The sequence below is a fragment of the Vreelandella zhanjiangensis DSM 21076 genome, from assembly GCF_000377665.1.
GTDB lineage: Bacteria > Pseudomonadota > Gammaproteobacteria > Pseudomonadales > Halomonadaceae > Vreelandella > Vreelandella zhanjiangensis.
Window position 1 is genome coordinate 23,260 of the sequence record NZ_KB898646.1, and the last position, 19,573, is coordinate 42,832.

The window sequence follows — 19,573 nt, forward strand, 5'->3', positions numbered from 1 at the left end:
ATGAGCAAGCATAAAGATCAACTTCCTGCGAAAAACGAAATTGATGTAACACCTCAGGGGCCAGTCACTATTGATGGTGAGGCTCAGGAAGTGTTGCCCACTAGCGATAAGGGCTATCGCAAGCTAGGTTATGCGATTTTAATTATTGCGCTAGGCGGCTTCATATTATGGTCGGTGACCGCCTCGTTGGCGGTAGCCGTTGTCGCACCAGGCAATGTGTCGATGGAGTCATTTAAGCGCACCGTCCAGCATCTTGAAGGTGGGATCGTACGCGAACTGCTGGTATCCGACGGTGATCAGGTGGAAGCCGGTCAGCCTCTGGTTGTACTGAGCGACACCCAAGTGCGTTCACAGCTGGAAATTGCCCAATCTCAGTACTACATCAACCGGGCCATGGAGGTGCGCTTGTTGGCAGAGCAGCAAGGCGCCGCGCTGCTGGAAATGCCCGAAGAACTCAGTTCTGTCGACAACGAGCGTGTTCAGCAAGTGACCGCCGTGCAGCAAGGCCTCTTTCAGGCCCGCCGCCAGTCGCTTATCAGTACCATGGAAGCTATGGATGAGCAGATCGTTCAGATGCAAGAGCAGATTGATGGTTTGGAGTCCCGCACTCGGGTCAATAACCAGCGCATCAGCTCGCTGCGCTCTGAAGCCGAAGACTTCCGTTCGCTCTACCGTGAAGGGCTGGGTGATAACCAGCGCCTACGTGAGCTTGAGCGCCAGATTCTGCAATACGAAGGTGACAATGCCGAGTTCCAGGCCAATATGGCCCAGCTGCGTTCGCAGATAAGCGAAAATCGCATGCAGAAAGAGACTACTCAGCAGGAGTTTCAGGCTGAAGTGGGCGAACAGTTGCGTAACGCTCAGTCTCAGATCGCTGAAGCGGAAGAGCGCATTACCTCGCTGACCGATCAAGTGAATCGCACCGTGGTAAGCGCGCCTGTCTCTGGCACCATTGTTGGTCAACAGGTACATACGGTCGGTGCGGTTATTCGCCCAGGCGACCCCATCATGGACGTTGTACCTTCTAATGACGGATTTGTGGTCGAAGCCCGCGTGCCCACGCGCGATATCGACAACCTTTTTTTAGGCCAGCTCGCCGAAATTCGCTTCTCCGCGTTCAATCAGCGCCTGACAAATATCATCGATGGCGAAATTATCCATATCAGTGCCGATAGCTTTGAAGACGAAGCAACCGGGCAGCGCTACTACAAGACACGTATACGTGTGACAGAAGCTGGGCGTGAAGATATGACCGAACAGATGCAGTTATTGTCTGGCATGCCAGCCGAAGTGATGATCCGTACGGGTGAGCGTACCTTTGCCAGCTACATTGCCAAGCCTGTTACCGATATGCTGGCTCGCGCTATCCGGGAGGACTAATGACACGGACGCCACGCTTTACCTTAAATGCGCTGACCATGGCGGTTGCTTTATTCAGCCATGCAGCATTCTCGCAAAGCGACGTGCCGGTTGAACAGCAGGCGTTGAACGAATTTGAAGCGCTGACCGATGCCACCGGCGAGCCCCAGGCGCTGCCCTCACTACCGGGCTTGTTCGTTCGTGCCTTGGAGCACGATTCAGATTTGTCACGCCAGCGGTTTGAACTTGAGGCCACGCGGGAAGAAATTCCTATGGCGCGCTCACGGTTGTTGCCTCAGGTAAGCGCTACGGGCGGATACTTGTGGCAAGACTCAACCAATGTTCAAACGGTTGAAGAGATAGACGAGTTTGGTAACACCCAGCGACCTGGTGAAATAGACGAAACGTACTGGCAAATCCAGCTACAGCAGCCGCTCTTTAGTCTTGAGCGTTGGCGTAGCGTCGATGTTGCAGGCGCTCAGGTAAGCGCCGCTGAGCTTCAGTTAGCCGTGATCGAGCAAGAGCTTGCGATGCAAGTCAGCGAAGCGTACATAAAAGCTTATCTGGCGGCTCAGCGTTCAGGCTTGCTGGAAGCCCAGCAGGAATCGCTCGATTTGCAGGTGCGCCAGGCAAGTCGCGCTTTTGATCTGGGCGTGGGAAACCGCGTTGATCTGCTAGAGGCTCAATCCCGTTATGATCAGGCTGTTTCAGACGCGGTAGAAGCAGAAAACGAACTGGACAATGCGCTTAGTGAGTTAGAGCGCCTGACCGGGGTAATGCCTTCCTTTACAAGCAGCTCGCCGGGCGAGTTGTCTAGCGTAACGCTAGATGACGAGATTGGTGATGTAGAGCAATGGTTAGCGCTGACAGGGCAAAACCTGAGTGTTCTGCTTGCAACTGAACAGCAGAAAATTGCCCAGGCAGATACCGGTGTAAGGCGCGCTGGCTACTATCCGGAGCTTAACCTGAATCTCAGCTACTCCGACCGCAGTAGTGATGATCCAGTACGTGAAAGTGAGGACTACCGAGCTGGCGTTGAGCTGAGCGTGCCTATTTATCGCGGTGGTTATACCAATGCCAGCGTGCGCCAGGGTGAAAGACGTATTGAAGCAGGTCAGGCTACGGTTGATAATGAACGTAACCTGGCAATACAGGAAGTTCGCCGCCGCATTCGTGCGCTGAATGGTGGCCAGCGCCGGTTGGAAGCTCTAAATCAGGCAATTGCCTCAGGGCAGCTATTTCTGGAGGCGGCAGAAAAAGGAGAGCAACTAGGTCTACGTGATCTGGTGGATGTGCTGGATGCTCGCGCAAGCTTCTACGACCAGCGTATTCAGTATGTCGATACGGTAGGTAATTATGCTCTGGACATGCTGGCGCTGCATTCCGCCGTAGGCGGTCTGGAGGGTCAGGACTTGGATCGCATCATGGCGCTATTGGCCTCGATGTCTACGTCCGTACAGGTAGCCCGGTAATCAGCATCTATGGCCGTTATAAGAACAAGTCAAGGCAATGAATGGTTGCGGCGCGCAATGCGCTGCTTTGATGCAGGTATAGCCACAGGCGTTGCTCTTATTGTACTGTGGCTGATGCCGCATATTAATGTAGAGGGCAACGATTACCTCTTCCTCATCTTGATCGGTAGCTTACTGCTGCCCGCCGTTGGGGAAATGATAGGGCTCTATCAGCCGTGGCGCGGTCGTAGTCTGTACAACATGCTAGGTATTTACCTAGCCGCCTGGATAGCCACGTTAGGGCTGCTTAGCTTGCTCTTGGTGGCTATTCAAGAGACTCAAAGCTTCTCGCGGTTGTGGATGGGCGTTTCAGCCTTGGCAGTACTCATTATCGGCAGCATAATGCGTACCTTGCTTTATGGTTACCTACGACGTCTGCGTGCCAAGGGTCACAACCTTAAACGCGTGTTGCTAATCGGTAAAAAAGACAACATTGCACTATTGGAAGAGAAGGTTGTTGAAACGCCCCACGCTGGTTACATCATAGTAGGGCATTATATTGACGAAGACGATGCTACGTTTTTTCACAAAATGGCGGCGTTTGCCAAAGCCAATATTTTTCAACGTGATTTTGATGAGATTTGGCTAGGATACCCGCTAGTTCAAGGCAACCGTGTGCGCCATCTGATGCGGCTTCTCGCCGGGATCCCGACTAGCATACGATTTTTCCCTGACTTGCCCGATATCCGTTTGTTGAATCACCGGATTACGCAAGTCGCAGGCCTCTATTCGTTAGAGCTGAATTACACTCCTTTAAATGGCCCCATGCGGTTTATCAAAGCGTTGGAGGATCGCATGCTAGGGCTTGTGCTATTTATTCTGTTTAGTCCTGTGATGCTTGGCGTGGCAATTGCCATACGCTGGAAAATGGGTGGGCCTGTCCTTTTTAAACAGGAGCGCCATGGTCTAGATGGAAAACGCTTTAAAATATATAAATTTAGAACGATGCATCTGCACGAGAGTTCAGTCACCAAACAGGCTTCACACCTCGATGAGCGTGTCACCCCTGTTGGTCGTTTTCTACGTCGTACCAGCTTGGATGAATTGCCTCAGTTATATAATGTTCTTCAAGGGCGTATGTCGCTGGTAGGGCCAAGACCCCATGCCATGGATCATAACGATCACTATAAAGACCATATCGATATCTATATGCAAAGGCATCGCGTCAAGCCCGGTATGACAGGCTGGGCGCAGGTGAACGGCCTGCGAGGTATCACCGATGATGTCAAACTGATGGAAAAGCGCGTTGAATACGACCTGTATTATATTGAGCGATGGTCGTTGGGTTTTGATTTGAAAATATTAATTATGACGCTAACACGGGGCTTCGTTAATGGCCAGCCATAAATAATATGTATTTCAGTGCATTAAGTTAAACATCGCGTTTAGAAATAGTCGGCGCAGTTTAGTCAGGTTATAAAGAAAGGCTGGGTAGGATAGCAGTCTCCCCAATGGCTTATCTCAAGGAGGAATCATGATTTTACCTGTCATTTTATCAGGAGGCTCCGGCTCACGCCTATGGCCTGTCTCTCGCGAGCATTATCCCAAGCAGTTTCTAAACCTGCATAAAGAAGATGTGAGCCTGTTGCAAGAAGCTGCGCTGCGCATAAAAGACATTGCGAATTCAGGCAAGCCTCTCATTGTTTGCAATGAAGAGCACCGTTTTCTGGTCGCTGAGCAAATGCAGCAGGTAGGGCTTAAAGGCAGCACAATTATTTTAGAGCCGTGTGGCCGTAATACAGCACCCGCGTTGGCACTTGCTGCCTTGGCAGCAAGTGCCGCCAATCCTGATGCTGAGCTGCTGGTTATGCCGGCAGATCATGTCATTAAAGATACCGAAGCCTTTGCCCATGCCGTCGAACAGGGCCGTGTGCTTAGTCAAGAAGGCAAGCTGATAACATTTGGCATTACCCCTTCGTCGCCGCATACAGGCTACGGCTATATAAAAAGAGGCCAGGCGTTAACTCAGGGATTTTCAGTCGCCGCTTTTGTTGAAAAACCCGATCTAGACGCTGCGGAAAACTATTTACAAAGCGGCGACTACTTCTGGAATAGCGGAATTTTCCTGTTTAAAGCCAGCAGTTTCCTAGCAGCGCTTGGGCAATATGCGCCGGATATATTGCAAAGCTGTCAGGCCGCTTTTGAAGCGCGTACTGAGGACATGGATTTTCTACGCATTGACGAAGAATGCTTCGCTGAATGTCGCAGTGAGTCCATTGATTATGCGGTAATGGAGCATACTGATCAGGCTGCCGTTATCCCTATGTCGCCCGGCTGGAGCGATATAGGTGCCTGGGATGCGCTGCATGAACTGCGCTCAGTGGATGATAAAGAAAATGGCAATGCCATTCATGGCGATGTCATGCTGCATCAAACCCGTAACAGCTTAGTTTATAGCGAGTCTCGTCTTGTGGCCGCTGTGGGGGTCGATAATCTGGTGATCGTCGAGACCGACGATGCTGTCCTGGTGGCCGACCGTCGTCAGGCTCAGGATACCAAGCTTATTGTTAATGCCTTGAAAGCTGCTGGTCGTAAGGAATTTCAATCACATCAGCGAGTCTATCGCCCCTGGGGGCACTATCGCACCATGGTGTTAACAGATAGCTTTCAGGTGAAAGAGATTGTGGTTAACCCGAGCGGTAAGCTTTCCTTACAAATGCATCACCACCGTGCGGAGCACTGGGTAGTTGTGCAGGGTACTGCTCAAGTGACGCAAGGCGAAGGGCATGGCAATACCGCTAATCTTCGCAGCTTTCTGCTCTCGGAAGATGAGTCAACCTACATTCCGCTGGGTACGGTTCATCGCCTTGAAAACCCTGGCGTTATTCCTCTTAAGCTTATTGAAGTGCAGACCGGCTCCTATTTAGGTGAAGACGATATAGTGCGCTATAACGACAAGTATGGGCGCGAATAGGAGCAACCCGCTGTAATGAAAGTTGCCATTATTCATGACTGGCTAACCACTTGGGCAGGCGCTGAAAAAGCGCTTGCCGAGCTGCTTAACTGTTTCCCTCAAGCTGAAATATTTACCACGGTTAATTTCCTTGAGAAAAGCGCTATTTCTGCTTTGCAGGGGCGCGTTATCCACACCAGTTTTATTCAGCGTATGCCCCTCGCACGCCGCCGGTATCGCCACTATCTGCCGCTAATGCCATTAGCGATAGAGCAGTTCGATCTTAAAGGCTTTGACCTGATTTTGTCGAGTAGTCACGCCGTAGCAAAAGGCGTGATTTCTGATCCCAATGCGGTTCACATATGCTACTGCTATAGCCCAATGCGCTACGCATGGGATATGCAGCATCAATATTTGCGCCAATCAGGTAAAGAAAAGGGATTGATGAGCTGGGTAATGCGCTGGCAGTTGCATCGTCTACGCCAGTGGGATTACTTAAGTGCCCAGCGTGTTGACCACTTTGTAGCCATTTCAAGCTATATACAGCGTCGTATTCAAGCCTGCTACCGGCGAAAATCCGACGTTGTATTTCCGCCGGTCGAAGTGGAAAAATTCCGCTACGATCAGCCAAGAGAAAACTTTTATCTAACCGCTTCGCGCATGGTGCCCTACAAGCGTATCGATCTGGTCATAGAAGCATTTAACAAAATGCCCGATAAACAGCTTGTCGTTATCGGAGATGGTCCCGACTACGCTAAATTGGCTGCGCTGGCAGGCCCCAATGTCACAATGCTTGGGTATCAGTCTGACAAGGTACTAACCGATCACCTGGAACGCACCAAGGCCTTTATATTTATGGCCGAAGAGGATTTTGGTATTTTGCCAGTAGAAGCCCAGGCGGCTGGAGCACCTGTTATTGGTTACGGCGTAGGCGGTTTAGCCGAAACAACGCTAAACAATGTCACCGCGCTCTGGGCTGAAGAACAGACCAGTCACGCGCTGGCTCAACGTGTTCAGGAGTTTGAAGAGCGCAAGCAGCACGATGCAGATGCCTTTGCACCGATGGTATGTAGACAAAGCGCAGAAAGGTTTGCGACCGCCAACTTTACCCGGGCGATCCAGTCACTGGTAGCCAAGCACATGCCTAAAGCCTAGTTTCAATAGTTTACCATGAGTAGCATGCTTTTAATGTTTAGTGCCTAGCGCTTATTTGCTTGATAGAACTGCTGGCATGCAGCCATCGGTTGGCTACCCAGCCAGCCGATAATCTGTTGGGTATACGCCGAGCGCGCCTCGTCTACCAAGTGAAAGTTAGTGTCAAAGAAGTCGTTTGCTTCCCGCATTGCTTTTAGTGGTTTACCTACCCAAAAAAGTCCTTCGCTCGTCGCCCATTGGGGCAGCGTCTCATAGAAATTAGCTTCTAAAGATGAATCCTTATAAGACTGCCGCCATAACAATGGCGGCGGCATGAAAACAGGGCAGGCTCCCTGAGTAAGTAGCTCATCACGAAAGTGTTGCAGGCGAGCCCAGTCAAAACCGCCTTGCTGCAAGGCCGCTCCATAGGTTTCATCAGGCAAAGAGTTTAAAAAATTCCAATGCCGCTCTTCGCGTAATGCCCGGGCTGTATGCAACTGATCACCTCGGCTATCCAGGTTGTGAGGACCATAATCGCCGCTAACGGAAAAATCGACAGGAACCCCTCGGTAGCCTTCTAAGATGCGTGTAAACGAGGTTTGTGCAAATACCTTGAGCGCGCGCTTGGGGGGCAATCTTAAGAAAGCCTCAGGGTGGCTATTTGCCCAATGAATCAGCGAGCTGGAAATAGTCTCCTCGCGGTTATAAAGCGGGTATTCAAGGGGGAGGAGTACTAAGTCGCCTGGCTCAATGACCGGTACAGCTTCTTGTAAGATAACCGGTAAGGAAATGCCTGCATTTACTCCCAGGTTAACGGCGGGTCGATGATAGGCAGCCTCCAGGTCACCACTATTAATACCAAACATGGCTCCTGAGCCTGAAACCACAACAATCTTTGGGGAAGGAAGCGCGCTGGCAGCCTCCTGCTTGTACGTGATCGCGTTGGCAATCCATACGTTATTAGGATGCTCGTTGCCCAATTGCCCAGCCCACAGCGCCACCCACAGTGACAGGACCACCAAGCTTCCGCCCACTACTCCTTTAATAAAGCTAGCCATGCTCGTACTCACTTATCGCCCACGTAAGATTAAAAGTTGAAATACAGGAAAGCCTGGCTGGGCAGATCCAGCATGGCTTTTGTTACCACTAGTAAAATCCCGCCTACCAAGGCGCCTTGGTAATAATGACGCTGTGATTGAGCAAGCCACGTGGTTAGCGTCATGCTGTTAGGCATGATTAATACGATCAAGGTAGCCCCTATAACTAGCAGGCCTGGCGCGCGTAGGCCCATCGCTCCCTGGTGTAAACCATTCAACAGCTCGCCTAGGGCGCCCCAATGCCATATTGAAAGAGCCGAGTAAAAGGCCCATGTGTACTCAAGGCTGTCAGCACGAAAAGGTACCCAGGCCAGCATGACGGCCATAAAGGTCAATAGCCATCCGATGCCTGTTGGTAACCGAAAAGTAGTAATCCGCTGCCATACCACCATTAATGTGAGCAAGCTGCCATGTAACCCACCCCACAACACAAACTGCCAGCCTGCGCCATGCCATAATCCACCTAGCAGCATGGTAGCGAGTAGTGCTAGCAGGTGGCGAGGCAAGCCATGTTGGCTACCCCCTAGCGGAATATATAAATAGTCACGGAGAAACCCTGAAAGGGTGATGTGCCAGCGTCGCCAAAAGGCTTGGATATCTCGTGCTTTATAAGGCGACGCAAAATTTTCGGGTAGCTTAATGCCAAACAAAAGTGCCAGGCCAATCGCCATGTCTGCATAGCCAGAAAAATCAAAGTAAAGCTGCAAACCATATGCCCAACCAGCCACGACGGTATCACCCGCCACCATTGTCTCGGCTGGTAGGCTATAAAGTTGATCAACATAAGGAGCGAGGTTATCGGCAATAATTAGTTTTTTAGCTAAACCCAGCGCCAGTAGCAGCAAGCCACACCGAATAGCCGCAGTAGTTGGCGGTGTTAAACGGCTTAACTGAGGGGCTAGATCGCGATAATGGACGATAGGTCCAGCAATCAACTGAGGAAAAAAACTAACGAACACGCCGTATAACGACAGTGGCCCGCGCTGAATGATCCCCTTGCGCACATCTACCAAAAAAGCAATTTGTTGAAAGGTAAAAAAAGAAATACCTAGCGGCAATATCAGCGGACTAAACGATTGGGGGGGCAGGTCGGCAACCGAAATGATAAAGACCGAGTATTTAAACCAACCCAGCAGACCAAGATTAAAGGCCACGCCGAGCCATAACCAATATTTGCGTTGACTGCTTACATAGCCTGCCAGCCAATAGTTCACGCCAATGCTGGCAAGTAATAAGGGTAAAAGCGTAATATCCCACGCGGCGTAAAAGAACAGCGAAGCGGCCCCTAGCCAGCCAAGCAGAAAACGCTGAGAGGAAAAGATTGAAAGTATTAAAAAAATTAGCCAAACAGTGGGCAAAAACACAAGAAGAAATTCAGGTGTGCTAAAAACCATGCCGATGATGCTCACTTATGGCAGAGGATAAAAAGAGTGACGCAGGATTTAAGTGCCGAGGCTATTGCTGCATTAACACTGAGCGCGAAGCATATCATAGCCAACGGGTGGGGCGGTTAGATGTATCATCGGTATCCTTCATTACGTGGGCAGTATGCCTTTTTCAATTATTTTGACGTAAGAGCGAGCAAATGGACATGCAACGCCGCGTAACCATAGTGATTGCTGCCTGTATAGCGGGTCTGCTGGGAAGCTATTTCTATGCCGGTATTCTCAATCCTTTAAAGGTTGAGTGGCTATTGCAAGAGGGGGATCTACTACAACACTTTTTGGGTTGGCATTATTACCGTCACGAACCCTGGGATTGGCCAATAGGTGCTTTGCACACCTATGGTTCCGAAGTGCGTAGCAGTATTGTATTTACCGATTCTTTACCGCTACTTGCTATACCGCTGAAGCTGATCCAAGCATGGCTACCTAATCCTTTTCAGTATCAAGGGCTTGCATCAGTTGCACATCTGATACTTAATGCTATCGCCGCCTGTCTTATCTTTACACGGTTGAAGATGTCTCCTATTGCGGCGATTGCACTAAGTCTTGTGGTGGCAATTATGCCACCCGTATTGTTTCGTGGGCCGGGTGGGGCCGGGCACGAATCATTAATGGCGCATTGGACGTTTTTATTCGCTATCTATTTAGTGCTGTTTAGCACTGACCCGGGCTGGAAGGCCCGCTGCCAATGGGCGTTAATGCTGACGCTTGCCGTATTGGTGCATTTTTATTTGTTTCTACTGGTGGGGCTGCTATGGAGCTTATGGTGGCTGTTACGAACCTCGCAGCAGTATCGCCTGAAAGGGCTCGCTTATCACCGTCAATGGTGGCTGCTATGGGGAGCTTATAGCCTGCTTCAACCGCTCATTATCTTATTCGTCATGTGGGGTGTCGGCTATTTACACAGCGGTGGCGAGTCGCCAGGCGCTGATGGATTCGGTTTTTACTCGGCGGAGCTGGTCGCTTATTTCAATGCCTACAGCTTCCTGCCGGGCATTATTTCTGCATCAGTAGCCTTGCCCGTTTGGGTACCTGGCATTGGTGGTCAATACGAAGGGATGAGCTATGTAGGGGCAGGGATAATGGCGCTTTGGCTGATGGCGTTGCTGCTATTTATCCGGCGTCCTATCCGTATACCTTCTACCTACCGATGGCCGGTGAGAGGTTTAGGTGCGCTGGCTATCGGTTTATTTATCTTTGCGCTGAGCGATAAAGTCGTCATAGGTCCTTATACCGTTAACTTGCCTTTACCTTGGCCTGAATCACTAAAGGCCATTTTGCGTGCAAGCGGCCGAATGGTATGGGTGCTAATGTACCTGAGTATTTTCTTGGCCGGTGCAATACTGGTTCAGCGCCTAACGCCACGTAATGCCACCCTGGCCGCTTTATGTGTGCTGGTAATACAGCTATTTGACTTGCAGCATTGGCACCACTACTTTCACACCCGTAGCCAGCAAGCAGCAACTTACCACATGGCAGAAGATCCACGCTTTACTGGCTGGGATTCATCAGATTTGCAAGCGGCGCTTAGCCAACGCCAATCGCTGCATATAACTCAAGCTGATGACATTGTCGGTATGTTACCTCTGGCATGGCTGGCAGGGCAGCACGGCATGGCCGTTAATGTCGCCTACGTGGCTCGGATTACCCCATCCATTATTCATCAAGCGGTAGCACCTGCCCAGCAAGCGCTGATGGCTGGTCAGCCAGACCCCAGTGTGGTCTACGCTATCACCAATCCTGAAGCTGTTCAGCAGGCCTGTAGCTTAACCAATATGCAGTGTATTGCCACTCCTATGGCAACCTTTGCTTGGCAACTTACTTCTGAGGAAACCCAATGAGCGAGACTAGTTGGAACCTAAGCATCATTGTTCCAGTGCTCAATGAACGTGACTCCTTAGAGCCGTTTATTGAGCAGATGCTTCCTGTATTAACAGGCTGCGCACCTAACTTTGAAATTCTGTTTATCGACGACGGCTCTACTGACGACACGCTCGTCCAGCTAAAAGTGCTTAATCAGCAGGACGCTCGTATTCGCTATGTGTCTTTCAGCCGTAATTTTGGCAAAGAAGCGGCCCTGACGGCAGGGCTGCGTCACGCGACCGGCGATGCGGTGGTGCCCATGGATGTCGACTTACAAGATCCCCCCGAACTGATTCCCGAGTTTGTGCGACTTTGGCGCGAAGAGAGCTTCGATATGATCTATGGGGTGCGAGCTTCACGCCCCGAAGACTCCGCTGCAAAGCGCACTACCGCCAAAGGCTTCTACCACCTATTTAATCGTATTACCCATTCGCCCATTCCTGGAAACGCGGGCGACTATCGCCTAATGTCACGGCGTGTGGTGGATGTATTGTTACAGCTGCCCGAGCGCAACCGATTTATGAAAGGGCTTTATGCCTGGGCGGGGTTTAAAACAACCGGCGTTCCTTACCAGCGTCCTTCACGACACGCAGGAGAAAGTAAATTCAGTTTTTGGAAGCTGTGGAATTTTGCGCTCGATGGGTTAGTCGGTTTTAGCACTATTCCGCTGCGGGTGTGGAGTTATATTGGCGCGGGGGTCGCCTTACTCGCATTTCTATATATTGTAGTACTGGTTGCAGGCGTGCTGATAGGCGGGCGCGATGTGCCTGGTTATGCCTCCTTGATGAGCGTAGTGCTATTTTTTGGGGGTATGCAATTGCTCTCGATTGGCATTTTAGGCGAATATATCGCCCGGCTATTTATCGAAGTAAAAGGCCGACCTTTGTATGTCGTGCAAGAGTCCTCCGAGCCTGATAATAGTCATTTGCCTGCTGTGAATACCCATGCCGTACCGGGCCATACAACACCTGAACATGAGTAGATATTTGGCATGACGAAAACCCGCGCCGAAGTACTCCAAGCGCTGCGGTTCATCGCGGTGGGTGCAGCCGCAACGGCTACACACATGGGGGTAGCCACGCTGCTGTTTGCCCTTATGCAAGGCCGTTATATCGCGCTTGCCAATTTTATTGCTTGGCTGGTCGCATTTGGCGTTTCATTTTGGGGACATCAGCGAGTAACGTTTAAGCGTCAAACGACCTTAAGCCGCTTTTTATTGATGTCGCTTGCTGGATTAGCTATCAATTACGCAGCGCTCGGGGTGCTATTACTAACGCCGCTTCCTCCCTTGCTAGCCATGCTCAGTGCAATTGTGACCGCCGCGGTGAGTACTTACCTACTGGCCAAATATTATACGTTTGCCATGCCCTGAGTACTCCGCTAAACCCTATGCTAATGGGGAACTATCCACACGTTTAGCTGCCAGTAACGGTGGTGTGCGCTTAGCGCTTGGCTTACCATGACGCCCTTGAATTAATCACTGCCTGGTTCGGGTAAAAGGTAACGGAATGCTGGAATCCCTAAAAGGGGCATGGCGCTATCGCCAATTTATTGCCACATCAATACGTCACGAATTAGTGACGCGTTTTGCACGTAGCCGCATTGGTGGTGCCTGGATGATCATTCATCCGCTCTCCATGGTACTGATTTACGCGCTAATACTCTCAGCAGTGCTCTCCGCCAAGCTGCCCGGCATTGAAAGCCAATATGCCTACGCTATCTACCTAACCGCTGGCATGCTCGGGTGGAGCCTGTTTAGTGAGATTCTTAACCGCTGCCTCGGCGTTTTCATTGAAAACGCCAATCTAATGAAAAAGCTCGTTTTCCCTAAAATAGCCCTACCTGTAATTATCACCGGCTCCTGTTTAATTAATAACCTTGCCCTATTTGTGGTTATTCTGGTTGTTTTTGCTGTGTTGGGTCATTTCACGCCCAGCACGCTGCCCTGGGTCATCGTGCTTACCGGCATTACGGTATTGCTGGCGCTAGGGCTTGGGTTGATGCTTGGTATTTTAAACGTCTTTATCCGTGATATAGGCCAGCTTATGCCTATTGTGTTGCAGTTTCTTTTCTGGTTTACCCCAGTGGTATATCCCGCCGAAATTGTGCCGGCTTCTTTGCAAAAGCTGATTGCCTTTAATCCCTTATTCCATTTGGTAGGGGCTTATCATGATGTGCTGGCCTACGGCCAAGCGCCTTCCCTGACGGCTTTAGCGGCTCTTACTGTACTGGGTGCCGGGCTGGTACTGATCAGCGCGCTGCTATTTCGAAAAGCCAGTCCAGAAATGGTGGATGCCCTATGAGCCAAGCAACTCAAACAACCCAAACACCACCAGCCACGCCTAAACCGTTACTTGAAGTACGCGAGCTGGGCAAATCTTATCGGCGCTACCGTAATGAGCTGATGCGTGTGGCTAGCTGGTTTAGTCCGGTTAAGCCGCTCGATGAAACCTGGATACTCCGCGATATCAATTTCGACGTTGCCCAGGGTGAAGCTGTCGGTATAGTTGGCCAAAATGGCGCGGGTAAAAGCACGCTGCTAAAAATGATTACCGGCACGTTGCGCCCGACTGAGGGATATATACGCACGCATGGGCGTGTAGCAGCCATTCTAGAGTTGGGCATGGGCTTTAATGGCGAGCTAACGGGCCGTCAGAATGTACTTCACTCCGCTGGGTTGATGGGCTTTACCCATGCGCAAGTAGATGGTGCCATGGCTGATATTGAAGCGTTTGCTGAAATAGGCGATTACTTTGACAAACCCATGCGCGTTTATTCAAGCGGAATGCAAATGCGGGTAGCCTTTTCAGTGGCGACGGCCTTTCGGCCAGAAATTTTGATCGTTGATGAAGCGCTTTCCGTTGGTGATGCCTATTTCCAGCACAAAAGTTTTGATCGTATTCGTGAGTTTCAGCGCCAGGGCACCTCGTTACTGATTGTCTCCCACGACAAGGCCGCCATTCAAAGCCTCTGCGACCGGGCTATTCTGCTAGAACAGGGAAGGGTGCTTGAGGACGGCCTGCCTCAAGACATCATGGACTACTACAATGCGCTGATTGCCAAAAAAGAGAACGACCGGGTAGAAATTACCCCGTTGGACAGCGGGCAAATCCAGACCCGCTCTGGCTCGGGCGAGGCAACGGTAAAACAGATAAGCTTGCACGCCGCCAATGGCAACGCGTTAGATGTGGTTGACGTCGGCCAAGCGGTAGAGTTGCGCATTACCGTAGCTATCCACACCAACCTGCCTGAATTAGTAGTTGGCTATAAATTAAAAGACCGTGTAGGCCAGGACGTATTTGGCACCAACACCTGGCATACCCATCAGATAGAAAAGCAGCTAACGGCAGGTGAGGTGCTTACCTATCGCATGCGCTTTAATGCCAATTTAGGCCCTGGCAGTTACTCGGTTTCGCTTTCATTGCACAGCAGCGATACCCACCTGATCCATAATTACCAATGGGTAGACCACGCGCTGGTTTTCCAGATGGTCAATATGGAAAAAGATTTCTTTTTAGGTAGTAGTTGGGTAATGCCAGCCATTGAGTGTGAACGCCACGTCGCGACCAGTTCAGAACCTAACGAGTCAGTTTAATGGATTTCTATACCCGTTTTACCAATCATTTCCGCGGCGAAAAAGACGCCATTAAAGAGCGCCTGACGGTGTATGTTCCGTTGCTGGCACCAATTATGGCCCGCTACCCAGATGCACCGGTGGTCGACCTGGGTTCTGGTCGAGGCGAATGGCTAGAGCTGATGCAAGAGAACGGCTGGCCCGCCAAGGGCATCGATACCAATGAAAGTATGGCCCAAGCCTGTAATGAAAGCGGTCTGACCGTTGAGGTCAACGACGCCTTAACCGCGCTTCAGCAAACGCCAAGCGACTCCCTGGCAGCGGTTACCGGTTTTCATATAGCCGAGCATATACCTTTTGATAGCCTGGTCGTTTTGATTCAGGAGGTGCACCGAGCGCTGGTGCCTGGCGGTGTACTCATACTTGAAACCCCTAACCCCGAAAACCTGACTGTAGGATTATGGAGTTTCTATCTTGACCCTACCCACTTGCACCCGTTGCCGCCACCGCTACTGCACTTTGTGGCCACGGACACAGGCTACGCCAAAGCCAATATCTTACGCTTGAATGGCCCAAAGCCACCAGAAGAGGACGCCCCTTTACGCCATCACCTGGACTGGTTGGTCTCTGCCTACCCCGATTACGCCCTGATTGCGCACAAGCACGCCGATGAAGCGAGCGCCCCCTGGTTTGACTACCTCGATACGCTTACCGAGGCCCAGCAAGGCAGTCTGGAAACGCTAGCCGCAAAGATAGAAGAGCAGACCGAGTTGCTGACACAGCGCGACACTGAGCTTGCCCAGCGAGACACTGAGCTTACACAGCGCGGCGTTGAGCTTAAGCAGGTAGAGCAAGAGCGCCAGCATTATCATCAGCAAGCTGAGCACTTGCTGCAAGAACTCAACAGTGTTTATAACAGTCGCTCCTGGCGGGTAACCAAACCCCTGCGCGGTGTTATGCACCTGCAGCGCCAGTCCACCATGTCAAGCGGCAAGCTAATGCGCCGAATGGCACAGATTCCCTGGCTGAAGCGGCTGGCACTGAAAGTACTCAACCGGTTTCCCGCGCTGAAAGTGCGTGTTCTAAAGCGCATGGCCGCAAGCGAAGGCCTGTTCAGCCGGGCAGGGCAGTTCCGTGATGAAGACTTCATCAACCTGGACCGCGATATTCTCGCCGCCGTACGCCTCGAGGCCGCGGCCCTGCGTGACGCCCCGCTGGCTGAGCACCATGCACTGGTGAAAGGTATCCGCCTGGAAGGCCATATCAACGGCAGCTACAGCCTAGCCGCGGTAAACCGCCACCTGCTCACCCGCTTGCAGCAGAGCGATGACGCCCCCGCCCTGTGGCTGGTGCCTCACGAAAACAGCCTGGAAGAGCGCGTGCGCACCACCCCCGGTGGGGAAGCAGAAACCACGCGCCTGAACGGGTTGACCGCGCCGGCCGCCTGGCAAGCCCTGCCCGAACAGGCGCGCGTCGCGCTTTACCACCACTATCCGTTGATTGAACCTGACCCGCGCCACGGCCTGCCCATCGCGCTGTTTTTCTGGGAAGAGTCCTGGGTGCCAAGGGAAATGGTAGACACCCTTAACCGCCATTATGCCGGTGTGATGGTAACCGCCTGGTTCGTCAAGAAGGTGCTGATGGACAGCGGCTGCAAGCTGCCTGTTCACGTGATTGCCATGCCGCTGGTGGCCAACCCCCTGGCCGCCACCAGCCAGGTAAATGACCTGGCCCGGGTAAGCCAGCGCCAGGCGCTCAACCTGCTGCATGTATCCTCAGCCTTTCCTCGCAAGGGTGTTGACGTACTGCTGCAAGCCTTCGAAAAGCTCGCTGCAGCAGATCCTGAGATTACGCTTACCCTCAAGACCTTCCCCAACCCCCACAATCAGGTGGAGGTCTGGGCTGAGCAATACGTAAGCCAGCCGCACCTTGATCGCCTGCGTATCATTATGGAAGATTACGACGCTGAGCAAATGGCCAGGCTTTACCAAGAAGCTGATATCGTCGTGCTGCCCACGCGTGGTGAAGGTCTCAATATGCCTGCCATAGAAGCCGGCGAATTTGGCCGCGCTCTGGTCGTAACCGGTTACGGCGCCCACACTGACTTTACCCCAGTACAGCATAGCGGCTGGATAAACTACTGCTTCGACCACGCGCAGTCGCATTTCAGCGCAGGCCAGGCGGTATGGGTCGAACCCAGTGTCAAAAGCGTTGTAGAACAAGTGCAGCAGCAAGCCAGCAGGTTGCGCGCTAGTGGAGCAAACGCAACCGGCGCGGCAGATAAGCTACAGCGCGCCATACAAGAGCGTTTTTTCTCACCGGCTGCCGTGGATTCGGTAATGGCTGCGCTAACACGCCTGACGCTGGTTGCCCATCAATCAGCGCCTGCGCTTTCTCTGAGTGTGTACACCACCTGGAATGAACCTTGTGGTATTGCCCAGTACACACTTCATTTGCTGCAAGCACTGAAAGAAACCAACGAAGCCGTTACCTACACGATCCATGCCCCGCATCTTGATAAACAAGGCGGCCAGCCTAATGCGGCTGAAAACGTCACTCTCAGCTGGAAACGTAGCGAAAGCCCAACGCTAACAGGCGCTACGGGCAGCATAGTATGGCTACAGCATCATTTTGCTTTCTACGAGCTGGACCGCACGTTACAACACCAAGTACAACAGTGTCGCAAACAAGGGCAGCGAGTTTACATTACCCTGCACACCACGCGCCCGGTTATCGATTTTGAGACAGCGCGCCGTCGTACGGTTGCCGCTACACTGGCCGAGTTTGATCGTGTATTTGTGCATACTCTAGATGACCTCAACTACTTGAAGCGTATTGGTGTGACCGATAACGTCACGCAAATACCTCAAGGGGTCGATGACCCTGCAGAAAGTCAGCCCGCACCCACTCAGACAGGCTCAGCACCTATTATTGGTAGCTTTGGCTTCCTGCTTCCTCATAAAGGGATTAACGCCCTAATTGAGGCGTTTGCAGCGCTGCGTAAAAAGCAGATGGTGCCCGAGGCCACGACGCTACGCTTGGTAACCTCTGTGCGTGATGAGCCAAGCTCACAAGAGGAGTTGGCGCGCTGTCAGCGTACTGCCCAGCGTCTAGGTGTCGAAGGCTATATTGAGTGGTACACCGACTTCTTGCCCTTGGAAGAGGCCCAGCAGCGCTTGGCTGAATGTGACGCAGTCGTTTTGCCGTACCAGTACACACAAGAGTCTAGCAGTGCGGCGGTACGCACGGCGGTTGCTGCCTGTCCCAATATTCTCACCACGCCAGCACCCATTTTCGATGAAGTGAAAGACGTGGTATGGCAAACCCGGGGGTTTGATAGCCACGATATTGCCGAAAGCATCACACGGGTATTAAATGCTCCAGAAGCACAGCGCAATGCTTACCATAGCGCCCGCCAAGAGTGGTTGGCCCAGCGTAGCTGGTCAACGCTTGCGTCCCGCTATCACGGGCTGCTTAGCGCAGCTTTAATTGATCAGGTGCTAACTCAAACGACTGAGTGAATTCAGGTTGACACCGGGGCCTAGCCCGCCACAATACCTAACCTATTAGGCTGTTCCGCCCCTAGAGCAGCCTACACCCTCACGCGTTAATTTCGCACCCCATGCACACCTACTACCAAGAAAGGAACTGCGTCATGAATGCAATCGTGACAGGAATAACAGGCCAGGACGGCGCCTATCTCGCTGAGCTACTGCTTGACAAAGGTTATACCGTATACGGCACGTATCGCCGGACCAGCTCGGTCAACTTTTGGCGAATAGAAGAACTGGGAATTGAAAACCACCCCAACCTGCACTTGGTCGAATACGATTTAACCGACCTGTCTGCCAGCATTCGCCTGGTGCAACAGTACAAGCCCCGTGAAATCTACAACTTGGCTGCTCAAAGCTTCGTTGGGGTGTCCTTTGACCAACCGCTCACCACCGCTGAAATTACCGGCTTGGGCGCTGTGAACCTGCTTGAAGCCATTCGCATCGTGGACAGCTCGATTCGTTTCTATCAGGCCTCCACGTCTGAGATGTTCGGTAAGGTGCAAGAAGTACCGCAAACGGAAGCGACCCCGTTCTACCCCCGAAGCCCATACGGTGTGGCCAAACTCTATGCACATTGGATGACGATTAACTATCGCGAATCTTACGATATGTTCGCCACCAGCGGAATTTTGTTTAATCATGAATCGCCCTTGCGCGGACGCGAGTTTGTAACCCGTAAGATTACCGATGGCGTGGCCCGTATCAAGCTTGGCAAGCAAGAGCGCCTGGAGCTAGGCAATCTGGATGCTAAGCGCGACTGGGGTTATGCCAAAGAGTACGTGGAAGGTATGTGGCGCATGCTGCAAGCTGATACGCCCGACACCTACGTACTGGCCACCAACCGTACTGAAACCGTCCGTGATTTTGTCACCCTAGCCTTTAAAGCGGTAGATATTGAGCTACGCTGGGAAGGGCAGGATGAAGGCGAGTTTGCGGTAGACGTTGCCACCGGAAATCGCGTAGTTGTGATCAACCCACGCTTCTACCGTCCAGCAGAAGTGGAACTGCTGATTGGCAGTCCTGCAAAAGCCACCCAGGAGCTCGGTTGGAAGCCCACTACCAGCTTGGAAGAACTATGCAAGATGATGGTAGAAGCCGACCTCGAACGAGTGAAAAACGGCACAGGTGCTTAATTAAGCGACT

Annotated in this window: 14 protein-coding genes; 12 read left to right on the forward strand and 2 right to left on the reverse strand. The window is 51.9% G+C overall.

Going from position 1 to position 19,573, the window contains the following annotated elements; all coding sequences use genetic code 11:
* From D467_RS0100070 to D467_RS0100090, 5 genes are all read left to right on the forward strand, one after another.
* Positions 1–1,380: an HlyD family type I secretion periplasmic adaptor subunit gene (locus D467_RS0100070; RefSeq protein WP_018915455.1), complete on the forward strand. Its 1,380-nt coding sequence runs from the start codon at positions 1–3 to the stop codon at positions 1,378–1,380.
* Entirely contained in the window at positions 1,380–2,831 is a 1,452-nt protein-coding gene (locus D467_RS0100075; RefSeq protein ID WP_018915456.1) for a TolC family outer membrane protein, read from the forward strand. Before D467_RS0100070 ends, D467_RS0100075 begins: the two co-directional genes overlap by 1 nt.
* Positions 2,832–2,840: 9 nt before the next feature.
* Positions 2,841–4,217 (forward strand): undecaprenyl-phosphate glucose phosphotransferase, encoded by a 1,377-nt coding sequence (locus tag D467_RS0100080; protein ID WP_026285531.1) that lies wholly within the window; start codon positions 2,841–2,843, stop codon positions 4,215–4,217.
* 127 nt (positions 4,218–4,344) lie between these two features.
* Positions 4,345–5,784 carry a mannose-1-phosphate guanylyltransferase/mannose-6-phosphate isomerase gene (locus D467_RS0100085; protein ID WP_018915458.1) on the forward strand — a complete coding sequence of 480 codons (1,440 nt, stop codon included), beginning with the start codon at positions 4,345–4,347 and terminating at the stop codon, positions 5,782–5,784.
* Between the two features lie 15 nt (positions 5,785–5,799).
* Complete coding sequence (locus D467_RS0100090) at positions 5,800–6,918, forward strand: glycosyltransferase (RefSeq protein ID WP_018915459.1); 1,119 nt, start codon at positions 5,800–5,802, stop codon at positions 6,916–6,918.
* A 44-nt stretch (positions 6,919–6,962) separates the two neighbouring features.
* Here the strand turns inward: D467_RS0100090 and D467_RS18875 are convergent, their stop codons facing one another.
* Together D467_RS18875 and D467_RS0100100 are read right to left on the reverse strand one after the other, a co-directional pair.
* Positions 6,963–7,955: a hypothetical protein gene (locus D467_RS18875; protein ID WP_018915460.1), complete on the reverse strand. Its 993-nt coding sequence runs from the start codon at positions 7,953–7,955 to the stop codon at positions 6,963–6,965.
* 29 nt (positions 7,956–7,984) lie between these two features.
* Positions 7,985–9,388, reverse strand: a complete 1,404-nt coding sequence (locus tag D467_RS0100100; protein ID WP_018915461.1) for an MBOAT family O-acyltransferase — start codon at positions 9,386–9,388, stop codon at positions 7,985–7,987.
* A 191-nt stretch (positions 9,389–9,579) separates the two neighbouring features.
* Between D467_RS0100100 and D467_RS0100105 the strand changes: the two genes are divergently transcribed.
* The 7 genes from D467_RS0100105 to gmd all read left to right on the forward strand — a co-directional run bounded on the left by D467_RS0100105 (position 9,580) and on the right by gmd (position 19,563).
* On the forward strand, positions 9,580–11,280 hold the full coding sequence (locus D467_RS0100105) for a DUF6311 domain-containing protein (RefSeq protein ID WP_018915462.1): 1,701 nt from the start codon (positions 9,580–9,582) through the stop codon (positions 11,278–11,280).
* A complete protein-coding gene (locus D467_RS0100110; protein ID WP_018915463.1) occupies positions 11,277–12,284 on the forward strand; it encodes a glycosyltransferase family 2 protein in 1,008 nt (335 codons plus the stop codon). The genes D467_RS0100105 and D467_RS0100110 overlap by 4 nt, the downstream gene beginning before the upstream one ends.
* A 9-nt stretch (positions 12,285–12,293) precedes the next feature.
* Positions 12,294–12,674, forward strand: a complete 381-nt coding sequence (locus D467_RS0100115; RefSeq protein WP_018915464.1) for a GtrA family protein — start codon at positions 12,294–12,296, stop codon at positions 12,672–12,674.
* 136 nt (positions 12,675–12,810) lie between these two features.
* Positions 12,811–13,605 carry an ABC transporter permease gene (locus tag D467_RS0100120; protein ID WP_018915465.1) on the forward strand — a complete coding sequence of 265 codons (795 nt, stop codon included), beginning with the start codon at positions 12,811–12,813 and terminating at the stop codon, positions 13,603–13,605.
* Positions 13,602–14,897, forward strand: coding sequence for an ABC transporter ATP-binding protein (locus D467_RS18880; protein ID WP_018915466.1), 1,296 nt, complete (start codon positions 13,602–13,604; stop codon positions 14,895–14,897). The genes D467_RS0100120 and D467_RS18880 overlap by 4 nt, the downstream gene beginning before the upstream one ends.
* On the forward strand, positions 14,897–18,397 hold the full coding sequence (locus D467_RS0100130; RefSeq protein ID WP_018915467.1) for a glycosyltransferase: 3,501 nt from the start codon (positions 14,897–14,899) through the stop codon (positions 18,395–18,397). Before D467_RS18880 ends, D467_RS0100130 begins: the two co-directional genes overlap by 1 nt.
* Positions 18,398–18,531: 134 nt before the next feature.
* The gene (gmd, locus tag D467_RS0100135; protein WP_018915468.1) at positions 18,532–19,563 is read left to right on the forward strand and encodes a GDP-mannose 4,6-dehydratase; all 1,032 of its coding nucleotides are present in this window, start codon (positions 18,532–18,534) and stop codon (positions 19,561–19,563) included.
* Positions 19,564–19,573 lie beyond the last annotated feature (10 nt).

What these genes read in the sequence shown, in the direction of transcription:
- D467_RS0100085 (WP_018915458.1), top strand. Translation starts at nt 4,345, where the DNA reads ATGATTTTACCTGTCATTTTATCAGGAGGCTCCGGCTCACGCCTATGG.
- D467_RS0100090 (WP_018915459.1), top strand. Translation starts at nt 5,800, where the DNA reads ATGAAAGTTGCCATTATTCATGACTGGCTAACCACTTGGGCAGGCGCT.
- D467_RS18880 (WP_018915466.1), top strand. Translation starts at nt 13,602, where the DNA reads ATGAGCCAAGCAACTCAAACAACCCAAACACCACCAGCCACGCCTAAA.
- D467_RS0100070 (WP_018915455.1), top strand. Translation starts at nt 1, where the DNA reads ATGAGCAAGCATAAAGATCAACTTCCTGCGAAAAACGAAATTGATGTA.
- D467_RS0100115 (WP_018915464.1), top strand. Translation starts at nt 12,294, where the DNA reads ATGACGAAAACCCGCGCCGAAGTACTCCAAGCGCTGCGGTTCATCGCG.
- D467_RS0100075 (WP_018915456.1), top strand. Translation starts at nt 1,380, where the DNA reads ATGACACGGACGCCACGCTTTACCTTAAATGCGCTGACCATGGCGGTT.
- D467_RS0100120 (WP_018915465.1), top strand. Translation starts at nt 12,811, where the DNA reads ATGCTGGAATCCCTAAAAGGGGCATGGCGCTATCGCCAATTTATTGCC.
- D467_RS0100080 (WP_026285531.1), top strand. Translation starts at nt 2,841, where the DNA reads ATGGCCGTTATAAGAACAAGTCAAGGCAATGAATGGTTGCGGCGCGCA.
- gmd (WP_018915468.1), top strand. Translation starts at nt 18,532, where the DNA reads ATGAATGCAATCGTGACAGGAATAACAGGCCAGGACGGCGCCTATCTC.
- D467_RS0100100 (WP_018915461.1), bottom strand. Translation starts at nt 9,388, where the DNA reads ATGGTTTTTAGCACACCTGAATTTCTTCTTGTGTTTTTGCCCACTGTT.
- D467_RS0100110 (WP_018915463.1), top strand. Translation starts at nt 11,277, where the DNA reads ATGAGCGAGACTAGTTGGAACCTAAGCATCATTGTTCCAGTGCTCAAT.
- D467_RS0100130 (WP_018915467.1), top strand. Translation starts at nt 14,897, where the DNA reads ATGGATTTCTATACCCGTTTTACCAATCATTTCCGCGGCGAAAAAGAC.
- D467_RS0100105 (WP_018915462.1), top strand. Translation starts at nt 9,580, where the DNA reads ATGGACATGCAACGCCGCGTAACCATAGTGATTGCTGCCTGTATAGCG.
- D467_RS18875 (WP_018915460.1), bottom strand. Translation starts at nt 7,955, where the DNA reads ATGGCTAGCTTTATTAAAGGAGTAGTGGGCGGAAGCTTGGTGGTCCTG.